The sequence below is a fragment of the Flagellimonas aequoris genome, from assembly GCF_003584165.1.
Lineage (GTDB): Bacteria > Bacteroidota > Bacteroidia > Flavobacteriales > Flavobacteriaceae > Flagellimonas > Flagellimonas aequoris.
Window position 1 is genome coordinate 472,550 of sequence record NZ_QXFJ01000023.1, and the last position, 23,217, is coordinate 495,766.

Consider the following 23,217-nt stretch of genomic DNA (forward strand, 5'->3'; position numbering starts at 1 on the left):
TTATTTATTGAATTCGTATTCCCTTTCCACACGGCAAATCCTCACCTTGTACCAGGAATACCATTTTTTTATTCCATTTTTTTGGGCCTGTTTGTGGTCCATGTTCGCCTTCCAATTGGCAATGGCTTCCAAACTTTCCCAATAGCTCACGGTAATACCAAGTCCGTCCCTGGCACTTTCAACATCCAAAAACCCAGGTTGCTGTCGGGCCAGTTCTTCCATTTCGGCACCCATTTGGGCATAGCCTTGGTCTCCCTCGGTACGTAAGCTAGTAAAAATAACGGCGTAATAGGGTTTTTGCAGTTCCATTATATGATGTATTCTTTTTCAAGGAAATAGTTGACCAAGGCCTCTTTCATCAGAACGGTCTGTTCCCCAGCCTTTAAGGGTGGCAATTGCTCCTTTACTTTGTAATGGGGCCAACCTTCGTCATCAAAAAATTCGAAATCGTAATACCCATAGGGCTCCAACAACCTACAAATGGCAATGTGCATCAGGTTTACCTTTTCATCTTTTTTGAAACTGCGGTGGTAACTTCCCAGTTCCTGTACACCTACTAGATAGATGATACCGTCCAACTCCAAGGGGTCCCCATCCGAAAACTGTGCGGACAGTTTCACCACCAAATCATCCCAGCGTTCCCTTAATTTTTCGTCTCTGGACATAAGTTTTTGTAAGAAATCCAAAGGTACAAATCAATATTCTATATTTGTTAAAACCTGCCTATGAGCTTTTTTGATATCGTCATCGGAATATTGTTGGTCTGGGGCCTGTACAAAGGGCTCAAAAATGGACTTTTTGTGGAAGTGGCATCTTTAGTGGCCCTTATTGCAGGGATTTATGGGGCCATCCACTTTTCGCACATCACTGGGGAATATTTGGCCGAACGCTTTGATTGGAGTGAACAGTACCTGAAACTGGCCGCTTTTCTCATTACTTTTTTTGCCATCATCATTGTGGTGAACCTTGCCGGAAAGTTTTTGACCAAGATTGCCGATTTTGCTATGCTGGGCCTATTGAACAAGATTGCCGGTGGACTTTTCGGTATGTTGAAAGTTGCCGTCATCTTGGGCGCGCTGCTCATTTTCTTGGAGAAACTTGCGGGTCCCATGAACATGATCAAGGAAGAAACCAGGGAGAATTCCGTATTTTACCAACCTGTTCGGGATATCGGCGCCTTTGTATTTTCATTGGTTTTGGATGACGATGATGAAGCCGAACCAGAGGAAAAAATTGAGGTAAACCAACAAGTCATATGACATTCAATGCCATAAGACAAAAGGCAAGATTTTTCGACTACCTGCTATGGTAGATTTCAGTTGGTGCAATTCAACGTAAGAAATTGACTTTCTGCGGATATTTTATGGTAATGCCTTTTCTCTCCATTAGATTAGCGACCAGAACACTAGGGGATTTAGAACACCCCCGAAAACACCCCGAAAATGAAAAAAGTATATGGCATAGTATTGGTCATAGTGCTCTTGTTTACTCTAAGCAAATGTAGCACAACATCCACCCAAGAAGAAGAACAGTATACCGAGGCTACCTTGGGCAACGATAAAGTAACCATTGATCCAGTGGCTATGGAAACAGATTTGTTGGCTTTGGTGAACCAACATCGCTCTGCTATTGGATTGAATACGTTGGAAAACAGTTCTGTTTCGTATAAATATGCAGAGCAGCACAATGATTACATGATCTCCAAAAACTCTTTGAGCCACGATAACTTTGAAAATAGGGCAACCAAAATTGCAGAGGTGACTAATGCAGTGAGCATTTCAGAAAATGTGGCACGCTATTATACCACCGCTGAAAAAACCTTGGAGGGTTGGCTCAATAGTTCATCGCACAAAGCAGCCATGGAAGGTGATTTTACGCATACCACCCTCAGCGTTGAATTGGACAAGGAAGGTAGGCCTTACTTTACCCAGATTTTCATAAAAGTGGAATAATCAAACCAAAATATTTGTGAAAAGAGGTCTGCAGGATTGCAGGCCTTTTTTTGTTGTATGCTATGTTGCCACCTAGGTTTTTTTTACCTTTCGTAAAATCTTGAATTATGGCTATACAGGCTCCATTCAACCTGAACAAATGGATAGAGGAAAACCGGGATACCCTTAAACCCCCCGTGGGCAACAGGAACCTTTACAAAGAATCGGATGACTATATCGTGATGATCGTTGCCGGGCCCAATGCCCGAAAGGATTATCACTATAACGAAACGGAGGAACTCTTTTATCAACTGGAAGGCCACATTGAAGTGCATATTCAGGAAGACGGACAAAAGAAAACCATGAAACTGGGGCCCGGGGATATGTACCTACATCCCGCCAAAGTACCCCATTCCCCTGCACGCCAGGAAGGTTCCATCGGACTGGTAGTGGAACGGAAAAGGGTAGCGCTTGATGCCAAGGATGGCCTGCTCTGGTTCTGCGATAACTGCAACCACAAACTTTACGAAGTGTATTTTCCCCTGAACGATATCGAAAAGGACTTTTTGGGTCATTTTAAACATTTTTACGGGTCGGAAGAACTCCGCACCTGCGACAATTGCGGTACCGTTATGCCTGTGGATGAACGTTTTGTAGCCAAAGAAGAATGATACTGTTGCTAGCCAAGATCATTGTGGCCATTGTGGCACTGCTCCATCTCTATTTTTTATGGCTGGAGATGTTCGCATGGACGACCAAGGCAAAAAAGGTCTTCCGTCAGTTTCCCGAAGACTTGTTTGAACCTACCAAGACCTTGGCTGCCAATCAAGGGCTGTACAATGGGTTTCTTTCTGCTGGATTGATTTGGTCTTTGTTAATCGAGGATCCCACGTGGCAGGTGTATGTGGCCCTTTTCTTTTTGGGCTGTGTGGCCGTTGCAGGAATTTATGGGGCACTGACCGCATCCAAGAAAATTTTTACCGTTCAGGCACTGCCAGCCCTCTTGGGAATAGCCTTGTTCCTAGTACACCAAATGCTTTAAAAATCTTCATTTTCCTGTGAAGTATTATTTGTATTTTTGTGAAAATATAACAATTCACCTTTAAAAAGTTATAAATGTCGATAGTTGCCACAGATTTTGGAATGGACAAGGCCCTAAAACAACTTGGGCTTCAAGAGATAAACAATGGAACATCCACCGGTTCGGAAAATTTTGGGTCGGGTGAGATCATTTCATCCATATCACCTGTTGATGGTACCCTAATCGGCAAGGTGAAGACCACCTCGCCCGAAGACTATGAAAAAGTAATGCAAACGGCAACGGCTGCCTTCAAACAATGGCGATTGGTTCCTGCTCCGCAAAGAGGGGAAATCGTTAGGCAGTTCGGCGAAAGGTTGCGCGAGCTTAAAGAACCCCTAGGAAAGTTGGTGTCCTATGAAATGGGTAAATCCTACCAAGAAGGGTTGGGAGAGGTCCAGGAAATGATCGACATCTGTGATTTTGCCGTTGGCCTTTCCCGACAATTGCACGGATTGACCATGCATTCCGAAAGACCAGGACACCGCATGTACGAACAATATCATCCACTGGGAGTGGTCGGCATCATCTCGGCCTTTAACTTTCCCGTGGCCGTTTGGGCTTGGAACACGGCTTTGGCCTGGGTATGTGGTGATGTCTGTATCTGGAAACCTTCCGAAAAAGTTCCGCTTTGTGGGGTTGCCTGCCAAAATATCATTGCCGAAGTGTTGAAAAAAAATAACCTTCCCGAAGGAATTTCGTGCCTTATCAACGGTGATTATAAGGTCGGTGAATTGATGACCAACGACAAAAGAGTCCCTTTGATTTCTGCAACAGGATCTATCCGAATGGGCAAAATCGTAGCGCAGGCCGTAGCATCCCGATTGGGCAAATCCCTTTTGGAACTGGGCGGCAACAATGCTATCATCGTAACTCCGGATGCGGATATTAAAATGACGGTAATCGGTGCTGTATTCGGTGCCGTGGGTACCGCAGGCCAACGATGTACCTCAACCCGAAGATTGATTATACACGAATCCATTTATGATAAGGTAAAAGATGCCATTACTTCTGCCTATAAACAAATCAAGATTGGAAACCCGTTGGATCAGTCTAACCACGTAGGACCTTTGATCGATACCGATGCCGTGAACATGTACCTAAAAGCCTTGGAAGAGGCCAAAAAAGAAGGAGGTAACATTTTGGTTGAAGGCGGGGTACTGCAAGGAGAAGGTTACGAAACCGGTTGCTATGTTAAACCGGCCATTGTGGAGGCCGATAATTCCTTCAAAATCGTACAGGAAGAGACCTTTGCTCCCATCCTATATCTTTTGAAATATTCCGGTGGGGTCGAGAATGCCATTGAACAACAAAATGGCGTGGTCCAAGGACTTTCTTCTGCCATCATGACGAACAACCTAAGGGAGGCGGAGCGTTTCCTTTCGGCTGCGGGCAGTGATTGCGGTATTGCCAATGTGAACATCGGTACTTCGGGTGCCGAAATAGGCGGTGCTTTTGGTGGTGAAAAAGAAACTGGAGGCGGACGTGAAAGTGGTTCCGATGCCTGGAAAGTATACATGCGCAGACAGACAAACACCATCAATTACACTACGGAACTGCCTTTGGCTCAAGGCATTAAGTTTGACCTATAAAAAAAGCCGCCCAACTAGGATGAACACTAGATGGGCAGTCTTTAAAACCAACTTAACTAACTCAAACTTAACTTAAACCCTACTCCAATGCCAATCTTTGTCGGGAGAAATAGGGTTGTTTGTCTTTTATTGCCTGCAATTTCTCAAATATTGTTCGAGAATTTAGGAAGTATCTTACAGGTGGTCATAAATAGTGTATGATTGGTTCCTTTTGTTCCTTTTTCCGTTCGTGAATTGGTGCCCATTGCTTAAATTCTAGCATTTAAATTCAAAATTTTAAGATTTTTTTAATATTTTGGATAGGCTGTTGTGCGGCAAATTAACCTCATACAAAATGGATTTGGAAGGCGCTAACATTTGGTACTGGATCATACTCGCCATAGTGGGTATCATAGCCGCCATTCTAGGCTACTTTTTTGGAAAATCAGATGCTCCTTCTGCTCCAGACTTTTCGGAACAGATCAGTATTTTGGAAATTGAAAATGCCAAGCTAAAGGCCGATCTGGATACTTGTAAAAAAAGATTGTCCTCAACAAAACAACCCAAAATTTCCGAAGAGCTTTCTTCTTCTATAGCCGCAAATCATGTACCGGCATTTAATGCCGATGAAGCCAAACTCGCATTCGGCACCAAAGTCAAGGACAACGACCTTAAAATCGTGGAGGGCATTGGCCCAAAAATCGAGGGCCTATTCCACGATTTCAACATCAGAACATGGAAGCAACTATCAGAAACCTCTGCGGACAAATGTCAAGAAGTATTGGATTCCGGAGGCAAGAGATACCGTATACACGACCCTGCCTCATGGCCCATGCAGGCAAAAATGGCCTATGAAGGCCACTGGAAGCAATTAGCGGAATGGCAAGAAAAACATCGCGCCGGAAAATTCTAATCTTATCTTAAAGCGACCCGTTGGCCTCCACCCATTTGAAGGTCTGTTGGGTCTGGGGAAATTTCATCCGCTCCGCGATACGCTCCAATCGTTCCGGAAGTTTCATCAAATAATCCCTTGCCTTTTCTCCCTGTTCAGTAAGGGAACGTAGATTGCCGATTTCCCAATAGCTGTTCAATTTCTTCAAGATGTCCACATAGTCTTGGGCGGTATACACACCCAACTTCTGTGCACAGTTGGAAAAGTGTTCAAATGCGGTACCAATACTTCCACCGGATTCCCTTAAAAAATGAGCCGGCATCACGATTTTTCTTTTCATCATATCGGCAAAAGCCTGCACCATACCATCAGGATCCTGTCCCATAATGGTCTTCACAAATTCACGATAGGCCAAGTGGTGCCTCATTTCATCCCCAGCGATGATGGTACACATTTTTGCCAGCAGACCGTTGCTCTTTTGTCTGGCCATTTTGCCCACCCTTTTGTGCGAGATGTTGGTGGCCAACTCTTGGAAGGAAGTATATACAAAATTCTTGTAGGGATCTCTATCCGTGCCAATATCAAATCCGTCCGATATTAGGTGTTGGGTGGTGATTTCCACCTCCCTCATGTTCACCCTGCCTGATAAGTAAAGGTACTTGTTCAAAACATCACCATGGCGGTTCTCTTCGGCGGTCCAAGCCCTCACCCATTTGCTCCATCCGTTTTCCTTTCCGTTGTGCTGGTCGATTCCCTCCACATCCATTAACCAAGATTCATAGGTAGGCAACGCCTCCTCCGTAATGGTATCCGCCACAAGGGTCACCCAAAAATCGTAACCGAGTTCTTTAGCTTCTTCCCTGATCTGTTCCACTTCATCAAAAAAGTTATCGGATTGGGAATCGGGTAAAAAATCAGTGGGTTGCCAAATTTTCTCGGTTGGTATAAGAAACTCATCCATAAAACCCTTTACCTGGGGTTCAATGGCCTGCATCACCTCCAAACGCACATTTTTAATCGACATAAACTTGTTTTTTACAAAGGTCTCGATTAAAATTTATTTTGGGATGGATTTATCCTAATTTCTGCCCCGTTCTCCCGGATAAAAAGTATGCACGGGATCACTTTGCCAAAATTCCTTGGTTTCAACGTTCAGAATAGTGAGCCCTCCCTTGAATGCCGCTCCGGTATCCACATTCCATACATTGGCCGCTTTTTGGGGTTTTACCACTTGGGTCTTGGATAAGGGAGTATGGCCAATAAAAACCTCTTTGTAATGGGTGAGTCTTTTTGGGAATTTGGGGTCGGTGGGTTCCAATTGAGGATTAAGCGCAGTGGCCAGTTCCCACAAGGTCCTGTCCCAATAGTAGGATTGCACAAAATATTCAAAATCAATGCCTTTTAGGTTGGTGTAACCTGCATGCAGATAAAGTCTGTTGTCCTCCGCGAGGTGGTAGTTTTCCAAGTTTGCATAAAATTGAAGATGTGTTTCCCACTTGTCCCGATTGGCATCCAAATAGGATTGTCTGGTAGCGGTACCTCCGTGGGCCAACCATTGAGGGTTATCTTTTTGTGTCAACAGCCATTCCCTGCAAAGTTCATCATGGTTACCCCGAATAAAAGTGCAGTTGAAAGCATCCTTCAACTGAATTAAAAAATCCACCGTTTCTACAGCAGTGCTCCAAGCATCCACATAATCCCCTAAAAAAATAATATGGTCTTTTGGTGTTACCTTGGCTTTGTCCATAACCTGCTCCAAAGCCCTTAGCCCGGAATGGATATCGCCCACAACCAGTGTTCGCATAGAGAAGTTTTTGGCAATATTACACACAAATGACCGGGATGCTAAACAAATACGGCAAAGTTTATCAACGGATTATTACAGGTCATTTAAAAAGCGATGCCTATTTTTGGCCGCGGTACAAAATTCTATGTACCTTAGGATAATTCCATAAAAAATGAAGAAGGTATTCTGTATTGGTGAAGCATTGATCGACTTTGTTGCCGAAAAACAGGGAAGTGATCTTTCCAAAGCTGTACAATTCACCAAAAAAGCAGGGGGTGCCCCCGCCAATGTGGCCTGTGCCATATCCAAACTTGGGGGAAAGGGAATATTTGTGGGATGCGTTGGGAACGATCCTTTTGGAAAATTCCTTCTTGATGTGCTCAAACATGAGGGGGTCGATATTTCCCTCGTTCAATTGTCCAGAACCTTTACCACCTTGGCATTCGTTTCGTTGGCAGAGGACGGGGAACGGGATTTTGTCTTTAGTCGAGGAGCCGATAAAGAACTGGAATACGACCATGACCTTAGAAAAACTTTAAAAGGAAACATTCTACATTTGGGTGCCGCAACGGCCCTTTTGGGAGGTTCTTTGGAAAAGGCCTATGGCAAATATCTGTTCGATGGACTCACCAAGGAAATGTTTATCAGTTTTGATCCCAATTATCGGGAAGACCTTTGGAAAGATGAACAGGAAGTCTTCATCAAAAAATGTATGCCCTTTATAGAAAAATCCCATTTGTGCAAGTTCAGTAAGGAAGAGGCCCAACTGCTTTCCGGAAAATCGGATATCCACGAAGCCTGCGATGTCCTTCACGAAGTGGGGACACAGATCATAACGGTAACCTTGGGCAGCGAAGGAACCCTTTTGAGTGCCCAAGGAATGAAGAAAATCATCCCCAGTATCGAGGTAAGGCCTGTGGATACTACTGGGGCCGGTGATGCGTTCATCGGATGCCTATTGAACCAGATTTCGAATCTTGGAAACTTTGACCCCGTTTCTGAAGACTTTGCCCTGCTCGAAAAAATGGTTGCCAAGGCCAACAAAGCGGGTGCCATAACCACGACCAATTTTGGGGCCATTGTGGCTTTGCCTACCAAAGACCAGCTCGAAGCATAAATGAACCAGGCCAACATACATAGATTGGTTGCCACGCAGCTCAAACAAAAGGATGCCGATGCCCTTTTTGACCTTCGGTTGGCAGCAAATCTTCCCTTAATCCAAAAATTGTTTTCATCCCTCTATCCTGATGAACACCACATAGGTCATTTTCAAAAGTTGATGGACCTACTCTCCAGATTATATGCGTCGAGACCATCAGAATTAAAAAAGCAGGATCTTGAAAGATTGGACTCGGGCAATTGGTACCAGTCCGAAAAAATAATGGGCATGCAACTCTATGTGGAGCACTTCAACAAAGACCTCAACGGCCTAAGGGAAAAGTTGCCCTACTTTAAAGATTTGGGAGTGAACTTTTTGCATTTGATGCCCATCACCACTCGCCCCAAAGGTGAAAGTGATGGCGGATATGCCGTAAACAGTTACCTTCAGGTCGATAAAAAATACGGCACCAAAGAAGATTTATTGGCCCTTACTTCCGAGTTTCGGAAAGAAGACATGTACCTAATGCTGGATTTTGTGGTGAACCATACTTCCAACGAATTTTCATGGGCCAAAAAAGCCATGAAAGGCGATAAAAAATACCAAGGGTACTATTACACTTTTGAGGATTACACCATTCCTTCCGAATTTGAAAAAACCCTTCCCGAAGTGTTCCCTGAAACCTCCCCGGGCAGTTTTACCTATGTCCAAGAAATGGATCGGTGGGTCATGACCGTTTTCAACAGTTACCAATGGGACCTCAACTATACCAACCCCGAAGTGTTTTTGGAAATGCTGACCAATTTGGTGAAATTGACCGATCTTGGTGTCGATGTGGTCCGTTTTGATGCACTGGCTTTCCTTTGGAAAAAAATGGGAACCATCTCCCAGAACCTTCCCGAGGCCCATAATCTGGTTTCCTTGTTCAGGATGTGCCTGCAAGTGGTGGCTCCAGGGGTGATTCTTTTGGCTGAGGCCATAGTGGCACCAACCGATATCATCAAATATTTTGGCGAGGACCAAAAAATGGGCAACGAATGTGAGGTAGCTTATAACGCCTCCCTGATGGCTCTGCTCTGGAATTCGATTGCCACCAAACGAACCTCGCTGCTTTACAAAAGTTGGGACCATGTGCCACCAAAACCAGTAGATTGTACTTGGATCAACTATATCCGTTGTCATGATGACATTGGGCTTGGTTACGAAAACCAATTGATCCAAGAGTTGGGCTGGAATCCTGATATGCACCGCAAGTTTCTGCTCGATTATTATTGCCAACATTTGGATTGGTCGTCGTCCAAAGGGCTCATGTTCATGTACAACCCCAAAACAGGGGATGGGCGCATTACCGGTAGTGCAGCCTCATTATTAGGGCTGGAAAAAGCACTGGAACTGAAGGATAATGCGTTGATTACGGAGTCCATCAATAAAATTGTTATGCTGCATGGCATTATTCTGGCTTTTGGGGGTATTCCCTTGATCTATGCCGGGGACGAAATCGGGACACTCAACGATTATTCCTTTCGAAATGACAATTCCAAAAAAGATGATAGCCGTTGGGTAAATCGACCCATGCAGAATTGGAAAACGATTTCAAAATTGGATAACAGGGATCTTCCACAGTCCAATATCTATCATACACTTCAAAAATTGATCAACATCAGAAAGAGCAATCCAGTTTTTGCGGACAACAATAGCCTTTCGCTTTGCCACACGGGCAATGATCATATCCTGGTCTTTGAAAAAAGGGGCAACGGTCGTGAAGGTCTTTTGGTCGTTTGCAATTTTGACGAAAACGCACAGGTTATTGAAACGGGATGGATCAAAAGACTGGGTTATTTTGCCAAAGGGGATCCTGTTGATCTGGTATCGGGCAATAAATTGGTCATGAAAAGTGGCCTTCTGGAAATTGCTCCCTACCAACTCCTCTGGTTGAAAAGGGATTAACTGTACTTCACTTTTCTGAGAATACGTTGCGATTCCTTAAGGGATTGGTACACATTCCTGTCGTACTCTTTCAGGATATCCCGCGATCGGTCCATTTGCTCCTTGGCCTCCTCAAAACCGTTCAGATAACAGATAAGATAGGTCGCAGGAAGGTGGGTCACATCCACATGTTCCGATGCGGTGAGGGGAATATTGTTCTCCAATTTCTTCAATAGGGAATTGTTGGTATTATAGACATGGTACAGCGTTTTTTTATCAAACTGGGGCGGTTCAAATATCAGCTTGCTGTTAATGGTGTATTTCCCGTTCTCTGAAAAGGTGATCATCATTTCTTCCAATGGATAATATTTTTGCTGTGTCCCCAAACCTAGCTGCACATATTCCACCGTACTAAAGGAATCCTCATTGTATTCGATCGTGATCTCGTCCAATGCAGAATAGAACAATTTTACCTGTTCGTTGATGAGTTCAATATCCACACGGGAGTAATAGGTCTTGCTCTTTACCTTTTTCTTATTGCCCGCCCAACAGACCACAAACTGCTCCTTGAATACCTTATAGTCGCTGGTTAGATCGGGATGCCGCGTATTGATGAAATTGATCACCGCATCCAGGGTAAGTTCAATGTTGTTGCGGGCATGTTGTTCAATGGTGGCCACCTTTTCGGAATTGATGTCCTTCAACTCCACCCCATAAGCCTTGGGCAAACTAATGCTTCCTTCCCGAAAAAAAACGGAACCCCCGTAGTACTTCCAAATGTTCTTGCGCAGGGCACAAACCTTTCCATTGGATCGAATGGTAACTAGGCCCACCACCTTCCCTTCAGGTAACTGGGGAAATGGGATATTTTCATAGGAAATAATCGGTGGATTTTCCAAATAGGCATTCACAAGGTTTTGAATCTTGCTGTCGTCGAAGAAGTCCACACCTACAATTTCATTATCGGCATCTTCCACACCGATCACGATAAAGGAGTTGTTCTTGGGATTACTGTTGGCCAGGGCGCAGACGTGCTTCAAGAACTTGGCCTTGCCCTCTTTTTCCCCTATGGATATAAAACGCTTTTTATCGTAAAAACTATTCTCGTCGTTGTGTGCCAATAAGTTTTTTACGAGTAGGCGTTTGTTGATCATATTATAAAGTTTCGAGTTACAAGTTGCGAGTGCAAGGCTTGTGTTTTAATCATATTTGGCACCCTTTCTCTCAGATTTTTTAAGATACGCCATGAATGCACCTATCTTTTTTCCTTCCGTTATTGTTTTTGAAAAAATCCCATCAAACTGTTCTTTAGAAATATGCTTCCTGTCCAAACATCGATATAGCTGAGATCTCAACTCGCCACATGAAGCTTTTGCTATACTTAAAAATTGAATGAATTCCCGATTACCATTTCTTTCAAATCCTTCTGCAACATTGTCCATTATGGAACCTGAAGAAGCATTCATTTGATTTTTGAGACTATAATCATTCCCCAATGAGGTGTTCTCGATTAGCCCCCCAAACGTCATTATAAATTTCCCTTGCCAACTTCCAAACATCCAATTCTTCGAAACCATTCATAATAGCTCTTTTAAACTTTCAACCCAAAACGCGCAACGTTTTAACTGCTTTTCTTGACGATTGTACTGCTGGCCTGGGCCGTGGGCATGACCACCAGATCCGCAATGTTGACGTGATACGGTCTTGTGACCACAAAATGAATGATGTCTGCAATATCCTGCGGCTTTAAGGGCTGAAACCCTTTATAAACATTGGAGGCTCTTTCCTTATCTCCTTTGAACCGAACATCACTGAATTCCGTTTCCACCAATCCTGGGTTCACGGCCCCAGCGCGGATGCCATAGGCATTCAGGTCGATGCGCATCCCTTGGTTGATCGCATCCACGGCATGTTTACTGGCACAGTACACATTTCCGTTGGGATAAACTTCCTTGCCTGCAGTGGATCCAATGTTGATGATGTGCCCGGACTTACGCTCCACCATTTGGGGCAGTACCGCTTTGGACATATACAACAGTCCTTTTACATTGATGTCCAACATGGCTTCCCAATCATCGGGGTTACCTTTGTCGATGGGGTCAAGACCGTGGGCATTGCCCGCATTATTGATCAAAATATCGATTCTTGAAAACTCATCCGGTAGCTTTTCAATGGCCGAAAAGACCGCCTCCCGATCACGAACATCAAAAGTTAAGGTGTGGATTTCCGTTTCCTCCCCAAGTGTTTTTTTAAGTTCGTCCAATCGTTCCTGTCTTCGGCCACAAAGAATCAATTTGAATCCTTCTTTGGCAAAAAGTTCTGCCGTAGCTCTTCCGATGCCACTTGTGGCTCCTGTAATCAAAGCTGTTTTACTCATTTCCTTCTATCTTAAGGCACATCATGGCCTTGGCTTGCCACCAAAAGGGAAAACCAATCCTGAAGTTCCATGTCTATCTCCGCAGCTTTGGCGGATTGTTTTATTCTTTTCTTGTCAGTTGTGCCAATAACAGGATAAATTTTGGCAGGATGTTTCAATATCCAGGCCAACAGCAACTGGCTTTCATTGGCGGAATACTTCTCCTCCAAAGGTTCCATCGCCTTTTTGATCCTTTTGGTTTGCTTGTCACTGTCCCTAAAATAGCTCCCCAACGGACTCCATGCCATGGCCATCCTTTTGTTGGCGATACAATCATCAAAAGTTCCATCGTACATGGGTTCGTCATGGGTCAGGGAAAATTCCACTTGGTTGCCCGAAACGGGAATCGCCTTTTCCAGCATGGCCACTTGGGTTGGGGTGAAATTAGAAACCCCGACCTGCATGACCTTTCCGCTATCGAGCAGCTGTTGAAGGGCCTCGGCCATTTCAAAAGGTTCCATCAAAGGACTTGGTCTGTGCATCAAGAGCAGATCCAAATACTCGGTATTCAGTTTTTTCAAACTTTGTTCCGCGGACCAGATGATGTACTCCTTGTCGTATTGATAGTGGTTGATCTTATTGTCCCTGCCCCGGGTCAACTGGATCCCACATTTGGAAATCAACTGGATATCCTCCCTTTTTATCCCGCTTTCGGCATAGGCCTTACCAAAATCGGCCTCTGTGGAATAGCTGCCATAAATATCGGCATGGTCAAAGGTGGTCAATCCATTTTCGATGCAATGGTGCATCAGTTCGATCATTTCTTTTTTGGAAAGTTTCTTTCCCCAACTTCCCCACGTCATGGTTCCAGAGATGATTCTGGAAAAATTCTTGTTCTTTTGCATATCGGATGAAAGTATAAAATTAAACCCTTAAATCCTTCATAAAACTAGGGGTTTAGCGTTTTTTTTAACCATTAATTAACAGGTAGGTTTTAAATAAATTTTCATTTTGCACACCCTAGCAAAATCACTGACAGTAATACCAAACAACAGGAGCTTATAATGGAAGAAAACACTACTATCGATATTAGTGCTGTGAATGAGAAAATTGCCCAAGAAAGTGCCTTTATCGATCTTCTTACCACTGAAATGAACAAGGCCATCGTTGGCCAAAACCACATGGTCGAACGATTGTTGATCGGTCTCTTGGGAAAAGGACATATTCTTTTGGAAGGTGTCCCCGGACTGGCAAAGACATTGGCCATCAACACATTGGCAAAAGCCGTTAAAGGAAGTTTTAGCCGGATCCAGTTTACCCCCGACCTTTTGCCTGCCGACGTGATCGGTACATTGATTTACAACATCAAGGAGAACGATTTCTCCATCAAAAAAGGACCCATTTTTGCCAATTTTGTTTTGGCGGATGAGATCAACAGGGCCCCTGCCAAAGTACAATCGGCCCTTTTGGAGGCCATGCAGGAAAAGCAGGTGACCATTGGGGACGAAACCTTTAAACTGGATGCGCCCTTTTTGGTAATGGCCACCCAAAACCCCGTGGAGCAAGAAGGAACCTACCCTCTACCCGAGGCACAGGTAGACCGTTTTATGCTGAAAACCGTAATCGATTATCCCAAGCTCAACGAGGAGCAACTTATCATCAGGCAAAATCTGAAAGGCGAAACCGAACCCATTAAGGCGGTGGTTTCCATTGAGCAGATCCTAAGGGCACAAAATACGGTACGGGACGTATACATGGACGAGAAAATTGAAAAGTACATTCTTGATTTGATCTTCGCCACCCGTTACCCTGAAAAATACAACTTGGAAAGTTTGAAGCCACTGATCAGTTTCGGTGCATCTCCAAGGGGCAGTATCAACCTGGCCAATGCCTCCAAATGTTACGCCTTCATCAAACGTAGGGGCTATGTAGTGCCCGAGGATGTTAGGGCCGTGGTGCATGATGTACTGCGACACAGGATTGGCATTACCTATGAAGCGGAAGCGGAAAATATCACTTCCGAAGAAATCATCAACAAGATCGTAAACGAGGTAGAAGTGCCGTAGCGGTTCAATGTTTCTCGGTGTAAGTAGCCATACTTTAAGCCAACCCGAAAACCTATTTCTTGAACCAGATGGATACAAAGGAACTACTAAAAAAAGTACGTAAGATTGAAATAAAGACCCGGCGTCTGTCCGACCATATTTTTGGTGGGGAGTACCATTCTACGTTCAAAGGTAGGGGTATGACCTTCAGTGAGGTGAGGCAGTACCAGTTCGGGGACGACGTCAGGAGTATCGATTGGAATGTGACCGCCCGTTACAACGAACCTTTTGTGAAGGTTTTTGAGGAGGAACGTGAATTGACCATGATGCTGATGGTCGATGTCAGTGGATCCGAACTTTTCGGAACGTCCAACCAGTTCAAAAAAGAAATCATAACGGAGATTTCAGCCACGCTTGCTTTCTCCGCCTTGCAGAACAATGATAAAGTGGGATTGATCCTCTTTTCTGATGAAGTGGAACTTTTCATCCCTCCGAAAAAAGGAAAAAGCCATGTGCTCCGTATCATTAGGGAGCTGTTGGAATTCACCCCAAAAAGCAGCAAGACGAACATTGCGGAGGCACTTAAGTTCCTGACCAATGTGATGAAGAAAAAAGCCATCGTATTCGTGCTATCCGATTTTATAGCCGATGATTACCAGAACACACTTCGGATCGTGGGCAATAAACACGATGTAACGGGCATACGGGTGTTCGATGAAAGGGAGGAGTCCATCCCCAATTTGGGCATGGTACAGATGCAAGATGCGGAAACCGGGGAATACCAATTGGTGAACACCCAATCCAAACGCGTTCGATACGCTTACGGACAATACTATAAAGACAAAGTAGCATATTACACCGATTCGTTCACCAAGTCAGGTTGCGGGGTGATCAATTGCCGTACCGACGAAAGTTACGTACGAAAACTGTTGGGTTACTTTAAACGAAGGGCATAATGCAGAGTGAATTTTTACATAGCAGAAAGCAAAAGATCCTAGACGTCTTCACGACGGCCCTTTTTGGTGTTCTTTTACTGCTGCCTTTGATGGGTCATTCCCAAACTGAACCCAAAGTTGAAGCAAAGGTGGACACCCTTGCCATCAAGATTGGGGAACAGATCCATTATACCATTACCGTGGATACTGATTCCACCGCAGTGGTGAATTTTCCCGAAGGGCAGACCTTTTCTCCTTTGGAGACAGTGGATGCCATCATGGCAGATACCATAAGAAACAAAGATCGGGTAACCCTGCAACGGATCTATGCCCTCACCCAGTTTGATAGTGGCGCCTATACCATTCCACCACAGATCATCACCATCAACGAACGCCAAATCTTTACGGATTCCTTCCGCGTTAAGGTGGCCGATGTTGCCGTGGATACCACCAAACAGAAGATGTACGACATCAAACCACTGATCCAAGTGGAACGTAGTACGGCCGATATGTGGCTAACGGCACTATGGATCCTATTGGGACTGATCGTGGTCGGCGGATTGGTCTATTGGTTCTTCATCAGAAAAAAACCACTGACCGAAGAGGAAAAAGTGGCTTTGCTGCCCCCTTATGATCGGGCGCTTTTGGAACTCAAAAAATTGGAAAATTCCAAATACCTCATCCAGGACGAGTATAAACAATATTACTCGGAACTGACCAATATCGTTCGGATGTATCTAGAGGAAGATGTGCACCTGACCGCCATGGAAAGTACCACCTCGGAACTTATTGCCAAGTTGGAGATGCTGAAGGACTCGGGCGAACTCAAGTTGGAGGATAATACCATTGATCAGTTCCAAAAAATATTACAGACGGCGGATCTGGTGAAGTTTGCCAAGTCCAAACCCGCCACATCCGTTGCCGAACAGGATCGGAAATTGGTGGAGGAAATCGTGGTGAAGACCCACGAGGCGCTTCCAGAACCCACGGAAGAAGACCTCCTGCTCAATGAGGAATATTTGGCTGAACTCGCCAAGAAAAAACAACGCAAGCGGATTTACTGGGCGGCCGCCATATTTGCAGGAATCATCTTTTTGGGAGGTGCCTTCTCTGTGGCCTATTTTGGATTCAAACAAGTAAAAGACACTGTTTTTGGTTACCCCACAAAAGACCTTTTGGAAGGGGAATGGGTTTCCAGTTCGTACGGGTTCCCACCTATTCAATTGGAGACACCGGATGTTTTGGTCCGCCAGGAGGTTCAACTCCCCAAAGAGGCCGAGGAACTCATCAAACAGCTTCAGGCTTTTTCATACGGAAGTTATGTGGGCATCTTTTCGGTGAGTACCAGTTCCGTTACCTACAAAGAGCAATCGGAACCCAATTTTGATGCTGCCGTTAGTACCATCCTGTCCAATTTTGAAAAATTGGGTCTGAAGAACATCGTCACCAAACAGGAGGAATTTACCACCCAATCCGGTGTAACGGGTATTAAGACCTACGGTACAGGAACTTTTGAGGCCCCTGCACAACAGGCGGGCAAAAAGGCCAAGTACAATATTCTATCGTTTGGTGGCAAAGGCTTTATGCAACAAGTGGTAATCACTTGGGAAGATGGGGATGAGTATGCGGAACAGATCGTGAATCGAATATTGAACAGTTTAGACGTAAAAACACAGGCATAGATGTTTGAAAATATAGAATTTGCAAATCCTGAGTTCTTTTGGCTGCTTTTGTTGCTGCCACTGGCTTTGCTATGGTATTTTTTCAAGCGGAAAAATGAAATGGCATCCCTTCGCATTTCTAGCATCAAGGGATTTACCGTGAGCAATTGGGCATCCAAGGCCAAGCCGGTTCTTTTCATTATGCGTTTGTTGGCACTGGCTGCCATTGTAACGGCACTTGCACGGCCACAGACCGAGGACATTTCCACCCGTACCAAGACCACCAAGGGTATTGATATTGTGATGGCCATCGACGTTTCATCCAGTATGTTGGCCCGCGACCTGAAACCCAATAGGCTTTCCGCCTTGAAGGAAGTTGCTGCCAACTTTATTAAGGAACGTCCCAACGATCGTATCGGTATTGTGGGCTATGCCGGGGAAAGCTATACCAAGACCCCGATTACCAGCGACAAGACAATCGTTTTGAACGCCCTCAACGATATCACCTATGGTGAACTGGAAGATGGTACGGCCATTGGCATGGGATTGGCCACAGCAGTAAACCGATTGAAGGAAAGCAAGGCAGTGAGTAAGGTCATCATCCTATTGACCGATGGGGTGAACAACTCCGGTTTCATTGAACCCAAGACCGCAGCCGATCTTGCCGTGGAATTCGGGATCAAAACCTATACCATTGGGTTGGGTACCAACGGAAACGCACTGTCGCCCATCGCCTATAACAGCGATGGTTCGTACCGATATGGCATGAGAGAGGTGCAAATCGACGAGGATCTACTCAAGGAAATTGCGAATGTTACCGGCGGTAAATATTTCCGGGCAACGGACAACGAATCCTTGGAAGAAATCTATGACGAGATCAATAAATTGGAAAAAACGGAAATAGAGGAATTCAAATATTACAAGTACGAGGAAAAATTCCGCCCCTTGATATTTTTGGCAGGCATTTTTCTATTGTTGGAATGGGGATTGCGCAATTCCATATTTAAAAGTTTTATTTAAGGAATGATTCAGTTCGACGAAAAAATATATTTCTACCTTTTGGCCATTATCCCGGTAATGGTTCTGGCCTTCTTTTTTCTTCAAATCTGGAAAAAAAGGACCCAAAAACGATTCGCCAAGTCCAAATTGCTCAGGCGTTTGGCACCTAATCGTTCCAGTTTCAAATCAGCGGTTAAATTGGCTTTCCTCTTGGCGGGCCTTTCGTTCTTGATCCTTGGACTTGTAAACCCCAAGATAGGAACCAAATTGGAGACAGTAAAACGAGAGGGGGTCGATATTGTTTTCGCAATCGATGTGTCCAAAAGCATGTTGGCCGAGGACATTGCCCCCAACCGATTGGAAAAAGCAAAACGAATTGTTTCCGAAATCATCAACCAACTGGCAAGTGACCGTATCGGTATCATTGCCTATGCCGGGCAAGCATATCCACAACTTCCGATCACCACGGACTATGGGGCGGCCAAAATGTTCTTACAGAGCATGAACACCGATATGCTTTCCTCCCAAGGGACCGCCATTGACGCCGCCATTGATTTGGCCAGCACCTATTACGATGATTCCCAACAGACCAACAGGGTGCTTTTTATCGTTTCCGATGGAGAGGACCATTCGGAAAGTTCTACCACGGCCGCGGTTGAAAATGCTACCCAAAATGGCATCCGGATCTTTACCATTGGGGTGGGAAAGGCGAAAGGCGCGCCCATTCCCATCAAAAGAAATGGTATTGTGGAAAGCCTGAAAAAAGACAATCAAGGAGAAGTGGTCATTACCAAATTGAACGAGGCCATTCTTACCGATATTGCCGAAAGGGGCAACGGCGAATATATTGATGGTTCCAATACGGATGACGCAGTGGAATACATCAAGGAACAACTGAACAGGATGGACAAGACCGAGTTTGAGGCCAAGCAGTTCGCGGAATACAAGGATCAATTCCAATGGTTCCTTGCTGCTGGATTTTTATTTCTATTTTTGGACATCTTCGTTCTGGACAGAAAAACCCAATGGTTGAAAAAACTAAATCTTTTTAATGAGCATGATGATGACTAAGATAAGATTGGTGTTTGGACTATTGCTTTGTTTTGGATGGGTCCAAGCACAGGATGACGCTGCCGAAAAGGCACAAAAAGAAGCCGAAAAGGCCCTGAGGGCTTCCACAAATCTCACATACGAGGCCAACCAGGAACTTACCGCCAACGATTTTGTGGGCGCTGAATCCGAATACAGAAGGGCCATTTCCAAAAGTGACAAAAACGCAGCTGCGCCCTTTAATTTGGGAAATGCATACTATAACAGGGAAAGTTATGGTGAAGCTTTTGGCCGATACAAACAAGCAGGGGACGCCGCGGAGGACAAAGCCGAAAAACATAAAGCTTTCCACAACATGGGCAATGTGTTCATGAAGAACAAGGAATACGAAAAAGCCGTGGAGGCCTACAAGGAAGCGTTGCGGAACAATCCCGACGACGAGGAAACCCGTTACAATCTGGCCCTTGCCAAGAAAATGTTGGAAAAACAACAGGACGAGCAAAAGAACGATCAAGATCAAAACAAGGACAACCAGGACAAGCAGGATCAAAAAGATAAAAACCAAGACAAGCAGGACCAAAAAAACGAAGGCGGCGACAACGACAAGCAGGACGAGGGCAAACAGAACGAGGACGAGAACAAGGACAAGGGAGATCAAGGAGAAAATGGGGAGGATAAACCTGAGGAAAACCAAAAGGGAGACGGTGACCAAAAGAAAGAGCAGGAGAAAAAACCCAACGAAGGAGATCAGCCCCAAGACCAAAAACAGCAGCCTAGACCCAATCAACTGTCCAAGCAACAGATACAAAACCTGCTAGAAGCTATGCAGAACGAAGAGAAAAAGGTGCAGGAAAAGATGGAGGCTAGAAAGGTACGTGGACAGAAGGTTAAAAACGAAAAAGACTGGTAATGAAGATGCTAAGGGGCAACATATTACTTTTCTTGGCGATGGTGTTCCTATCGGGTTCCATGGTCCATGCCCAGAATGACGAAATTACCTTTACCATGAACCTCAGCAAGGAGAAGCTCGGGATAAATGAACGCCTCCGTGTCGATTTTACCATGAACAAGGACGGGGATAATTTCACTCCGCCTGCCTTCGAAAATTTTAAGGTGGTCATGGGCCCTTCACAATCCATAAGTTCTTCATGGATTAATGGTAAACGCACTTTTTCCAAAACCTACACTTACATCCTTTTACCTACTGCGAGGGGAAATTTTACGATTCAACAAGCTACAATAGAAATTGCAGGCGAAACCTATAAAACAACCCCAAAAACTGTGGAGGTCACCGCGGCGGTGGATAGGCCCAATGGTGAAAAGACAGTGGATGATGTGGCCGACGAAAGCCTTCACTTGGTGGCGGAGGTTTCAAAGGACAACCCCTATTTGAACGAAGCCGTGACCGTGGTCTACAAGCTTTACGTTAGTCCGGATATCAGCGTGACCAACTATCGCCCGTTGGACAATCCCACCTATAACAATTTTTGGAGCCAAGATATACCTGTTACCAAACACACCGCGCAAAATGGCACTTATGAAGGGAAGCCATTTCGCTATGTGGTGCTGAAACGCGTGGTACTATATCCACAAAAGTCAGGTCAATTGGAGATCGAGCCACTTTCCTTGGAAATTTTTGTGGATGTCCCTACCAATCGAAGGGATTTCTTTGGTGGAAGAATCTATACCCAGACCAGTAAAACGGTATCGGCCGGGAATAGGACCATTAACGTAAAATCTCTACCCGAAGCTGGAAAGCCTGCTGATTTTAGCGGTGCCGTAGGTGATTTTGAATTCAGTGTGACCACCAGCAAGGACCAATTGAATGCCTCGGAATCGCTTCAGGCCAAGGTTGAGATTTCAGGTAAAGGAAACTTAAAATTGTTCCAGTTGCCCAAACCAGAACTACCCAGTTCGTTGGAAGTTTACGACCCAGAACACGAGGAGGACATCAATACATATAGCACAGGAATGGAAGGTAAAGTGGTTGACAACTACACCATAGTACCCTCGTTTAGGGGTAAATATCCCATTCCCAGTATTCCGTTCAGTTATTTCAACCCCGCAACAGGCAAGTATGTGACCTTGCATTCCGATGAAATCAATATTGAGGTGATGGAAGGTCCTGTAAGTTCTGCGGACAATCTTGCTACCGGTTCAACAACTAACAAGCAACTGGTGGTTCCAACGGGCAAGCAGTTCCATTTTATCAAGATAAATCCAAATTTGAGTGCCATTGGAAGCCATGATTTCTTTGGATCCAGAAGCTTTTTTATTCTACTGTTGGTGCCATTTTTGTTGATTCCCATTGCCATTTTTACTTCAAAGAAAAGGGAGGCCATTGCCAGTGATGTGATTGGGAACAAAATCAAACAGGCCAACAGATTGGCCAAAAAATACCTCTCTGCAGCAAAAAGAGACCTTGGCAACAAAGAAGCCTTTTACGTAGCGCTTGAAAAAGGTCTGCACAACTATCTGAAAGCCAAGTTGAACATCGAAACCACTGAATTCAGTAAAGAAAAGATTACTGGCATTTTGAAAGGAAAGCAAGTGGACCAAGAAGATATCCAAGGGTTTATTGGTCTGCTCACCAGTTGTGAAATGGCCCGTTACAGCCCCTACACACAAGTGCAGATGCAGAACGATTATGACAAAGCAAGTGAAGTAATCTCTAAATTGGACAAGCAATTATGAGCATGAAGACGTTATTCATATGGATGTCCCTTTTCTATTTGTCCACAGGGTTCGCTCAAAATGAGACCTTGTTCTCACAAGCCACGGAATATTATAACAACGGTCAATATTCCAAGGCCATTGAAAACTATAACGCCATCTTGGAAAATGGCGAACATTCCGCATCCCTCTACTTTAATATGGGGAATTGTTATTACAAACTGAACAATATAGGCCCGAGTATTTATTATTATGAGAAAGCCCTTTTATTGGCCCCTAACGATAGTGAGATCCTCAACAACTTGGCCTATGCCCAAAATATGCGATTGGACGCCATTGAGGAAATGCCCAAAACGGAGATTTCTAAAATCTATAATGGGGTGGTGGGCCTTTTTACCTATAATGGATGGGCCTATCTTGCCGTAGTTTTGGTCATGCTGTTCGTTATCCTCTACCTCACCTACTTTTTCCTTAGAAGTGCCAACAAAAAACGGATTTCCTTTATAGCAAGTATATTTTCCATAACGCTTGGTGTGCTCTGTGTGTTGATGGCATATCTTCAGCAGCAACAGGAGAAAAAAGATGATCCCGCCATTGTGTTCAGCAAGGAAGTAAAGGTTTCTTCAGAGCCCAATAAAAACAGTGAGGCTGTCTTTACCCTTCATGAAGGCACCAAGGTAAATGTCCTTGAAGAGCTGGATGGGTGGGAAAAAATATGGATTGCCGATGGGCAAACCGGGTGGCTTTTGAGCAATGATATTAAGAAAATCAAGGACTTTTAGCCAAAAAAGCTCCGTCATACCCTTATTTCGTTATTTTTACCAAAAAATGGTCCTGTGCTAAAAACATTGGTTTTTCCAATTTTATCCCTGATGCTGATAGGTTGCCTGTTGGTATCTCCCATTGTACCCTTTTTGGACAAGGAATTGGGGAAGACCATGATTTTTGGTTCTGCAGAAGAGGAAAAAAGCAGCAAAAAAGAAGAAGCTGAAAAGAATTTTGATGAATTAGATCTGTACATCAAAAGTTTTTATGAACTGTCTTTTTACCAAGTTCCACAACAACAGGATATTAGCTCCTCAAGGTATATTTTTCCGACCATGGAGTTTTCCATGGAAATCCTTGACCCCCCTCCCAAGGTATTGATTTAAGACCCTTCCTCATTTAAATCAATTTCTAACCTTCTCCTATGGGCAATGTCCCTAGGAGAACCTA

The 23,217-nt window shown here is 44.5% G+C and carries 25 protein-coding genes; 17 read left to right on the forward strand and 8 right to left on the reverse strand.

Translation table 11 applies throughout. The features are described 5' to 3' along the window. Positions 1–309 (reverse strand): antibiotic biosynthesis monooxygenase family protein, encoded by a 309-nt coding sequence (locus D2U88_RS10805; protein WP_119640583.1) that lies wholly within the window; start codon positions 307–309, stop codon positions 1–3. Next, positions 309–665 carry a hypothetical protein gene (locus tag D2U88_RS10810; protein WP_119640584.1) on the reverse strand — a complete coding sequence of 119 codons (357 nt, stop codon included), beginning with the start codon at positions 663–665 and terminating at the stop codon, positions 309–311. Before D2U88_RS10810 ends, D2U88_RS10805 begins: the two co-directional genes overlap by 1 nt. 60 nt (positions 666–725) lie before the next feature. Between D2U88_RS10810 and D2U88_RS10815 the strand changes: the two genes are divergently transcribed. The 6 genes from D2U88_RS10815 (at position 726) to D2U88_RS10840 (ending at position 5,493) form a co-directional block, all read left to right on the forward strand. Next, on the forward strand, positions 726–1,259 hold the full coding sequence (locus tag D2U88_RS10815; RefSeq protein ID WP_119640585.1) for a CvpA family protein: 534 nt from the start codon (positions 726–728) through the stop codon (positions 1,257–1,259). 183 nt (positions 1,260–1,442) lie between these two features. Beyond that, entirely contained in the window at positions 1,443–1,952 is a 510-nt protein-coding gene (locus D2U88_RS10820; RefSeq protein WP_119640586.1) for a CAP domain-containing protein, read from the forward strand. Between the two features lie 107 nt (positions 1,953–2,059). Continuing rightward, positions 2,060–2,602: a 3-hydroxyanthranilate 3,4-dioxygenase gene (locus tag D2U88_RS10825; protein WP_119640587.1), complete on the forward strand. Its 543-nt coding sequence runs from the start codon at positions 2,060–2,062 to the stop codon at positions 2,600–2,602. Next, positions 2,599–2,973, forward strand: a complete 375-nt coding sequence (locus D2U88_RS10830) for a DUF1304 domain-containing protein (RefSeq protein ID WP_417935285.1) — start codon at positions 2,599–2,601, stop codon at positions 2,971–2,973. Before D2U88_RS10825 ends, D2U88_RS10830 begins: the two co-directional genes overlap by 4 nt. A 74-nt stretch (positions 2,974–3,047) precedes the next feature. Then, on the forward strand, positions 3,048–4,601 hold the full coding sequence (gene amaB, locus D2U88_RS10835; protein WP_119640588.1) for an L-piperidine-6-carboxylate dehydrogenase: 1,554 nt from the start codon (positions 3,048–3,050) through the stop codon (positions 4,599–4,601). A gap of 334 nt (positions 4,602–4,935) precedes the next feature. Next, complete coding sequence (locus D2U88_RS10840; RefSeq protein WP_182859168.1) at positions 4,936–5,493, forward strand: hypothetical protein; 558 nt, start codon at positions 4,936–4,938, stop codon at positions 5,491–5,493. Between the two features lie 7 nt (positions 5,494–5,500). Here D2U88_RS10840 and D2U88_RS10845 read toward each other — a convergent pair whose 3' ends face one another. Both D2U88_RS10845 and D2U88_RS10850 read right to left on the reverse strand, forming a co-directional pair. Then, positions 5,501–6,496, reverse strand: coding sequence for an acyl-ACP desaturase (locus tag D2U88_RS10845; RefSeq protein WP_119640589.1), 996 nt, complete (start codon positions 6,494–6,496; stop codon positions 5,501–5,503). A gap of 54 nt (positions 6,497–6,550) precedes the next feature. Further along, positions 6,551–7,276 carry a metallophosphoesterase gene (locus D2U88_RS10850; RefSeq protein ID WP_119640590.1) on the reverse strand — a complete coding sequence of 242 codons (726 nt, stop codon included), beginning with the start codon at positions 7,274–7,276 and terminating at the stop codon, positions 6,551–6,553. Positions 7,277–7,430: 154 nt separating this feature from the next. Here D2U88_RS10850 and D2U88_RS10855 point away from each other — a divergent pair, with 154 nt between their 5' ends. Next, entirely contained in the window at positions 7,431–8,375 is a 945-nt protein-coding gene (locus D2U88_RS10855) for a carbohydrate kinase family protein (RefSeq protein ID WP_119640591.1), read from the forward strand. Beyond that, complete coding sequence (locus tag D2U88_RS10860; protein WP_119640592.1) at positions 8,376–10,304, forward strand: amylosucrase; 1,929 nt, start codon at positions 8,376–8,378, stop codon at positions 10,302–10,304. Here the strand turns inward: D2U88_RS10860 and D2U88_RS10865 are convergent. The 4 genes from D2U88_RS10865 to D2U88_RS10880 all read right to left on the reverse strand — a co-directional run bounded on the left by D2U88_RS10865 (position 10,301) and on the right by D2U88_RS10880 (position 13,544). After that, on the reverse strand, positions 10,301–11,437 hold the full coding sequence (locus D2U88_RS10865) for an ATP-binding protein (RefSeq protein ID WP_119640593.1): 1,137 nt from the start codon (positions 11,435–11,437) through the stop codon (positions 10,301–10,303). The genes D2U88_RS10860 and D2U88_RS10865 overlap by 4 nt on opposite strands. A 45-nt stretch (positions 11,438–11,482) precedes the next feature. Next, entirely contained in the window at positions 11,483–11,749 is a 267-nt protein-coding gene (locus tag D2U88_RS10870; protein WP_313782077.1) for a four helix bundle protein, read from the reverse strand. Between the two features lie 155 nt (positions 11,750–11,904). Next, positions 11,905–12,660 (reverse strand): SDR family oxidoreductase, encoded by a 756-nt coding sequence (locus D2U88_RS10875; protein WP_119640594.1) that lies wholly within the window; start codon positions 12,658–12,660, stop codon positions 11,905–11,907. Positions 12,661–12,671: 11 nt separating this feature from the next. Next, complete coding sequence (locus tag D2U88_RS10880) at positions 12,672–13,544, reverse strand: aldo/keto reductase (protein WP_119640595.1); 873 nt, start codon at positions 13,542–13,544, stop codon at positions 12,672–12,674. A gap of 159 nt (positions 13,545–13,703) precedes the next feature. Here D2U88_RS10880 and D2U88_RS10885 point away from each other — a divergent pair, with 159 nt between their 5' ends. The 9 genes from D2U88_RS10885 to D2U88_RS10925 all read left to right on the forward strand — a co-directional run bounded on the left by D2U88_RS10885 (position 13,704) and on the right by D2U88_RS10925 (position 23,153). Beyond that, entirely contained in the window at positions 13,704–14,705 is a 1,002-nt protein-coding gene (locus tag D2U88_RS10885) for an AAA family ATPase (RefSeq protein ID WP_119640596.1), read from the forward strand. 68 nt (positions 14,706–14,773) lie between these two features. Continuing rightward, positions 14,774–15,640, forward strand: coding sequence for a DUF58 domain-containing protein (locus D2U88_RS10890; protein WP_119640597.1), 867 nt, complete (start codon positions 14,774–14,776; stop codon positions 15,638–15,640). Beyond that, entirely contained in the window at positions 15,640–17,301 is a 1,662-nt protein-coding gene (locus D2U88_RS10895) for a BatD family protein (RefSeq protein WP_235855776.1), read from the forward strand. Before D2U88_RS10890 ends, D2U88_RS10895 begins: the two co-directional genes overlap by 1 nt. Next, a complete protein-coding gene (locus tag D2U88_RS10900; protein WP_119640598.1) occupies positions 17,302–18,300 on the forward strand; it encodes a vWA domain-containing protein in 999 nt (332 codons plus the stop codon). 3 nt (positions 18,301–18,303) lie between these two features. After that, complete coding sequence (locus D2U88_RS10905) at positions 18,304–19,350, forward strand: VWA domain-containing protein (RefSeq protein WP_119640599.1); 1,047 nt, start codon at positions 18,304–18,306, stop codon at positions 19,348–19,350. Further along, positions 19,343–20,239, forward strand: coding sequence for a tetratricopeptide repeat protein (locus D2U88_RS10910; RefSeq protein WP_119640600.1), 897 nt, complete (start codon positions 19,343–19,345; stop codon positions 20,237–20,239). The genes D2U88_RS10905 and D2U88_RS10910 overlap by 8 nt, the downstream gene beginning before the upstream one ends. Further along, positions 20,239–22,023: a BatD family protein gene (locus D2U88_RS10915; RefSeq protein WP_119640601.1), complete on the forward strand. Its 1,785-nt coding sequence runs from the start codon at positions 20,239–20,241 to the stop codon at positions 22,021–22,023. The genes D2U88_RS10910 and D2U88_RS10915 overlap by 1 nt, the downstream gene beginning before the upstream one ends. 2 nt (positions 22,024–22,025) lie before the next feature. Next, positions 22,026–22,784, forward strand: coding sequence for a tetratricopeptide repeat protein (locus tag D2U88_RS10920; RefSeq protein WP_313782081.1), 759 nt, complete (start codon positions 22,026–22,028; stop codon positions 22,782–22,784). A 90-nt stretch (positions 22,785–22,874) separates the two neighbouring features. After that, positions 22,875–23,153, forward strand: coding sequence for a hypothetical protein (locus D2U88_RS10925; RefSeq protein ID WP_147378579.1), 279 nt, complete (start codon positions 22,875–22,877; stop codon positions 23,151–23,153). Positions 23,154–23,217: the final 64 nt, after the last annotated feature.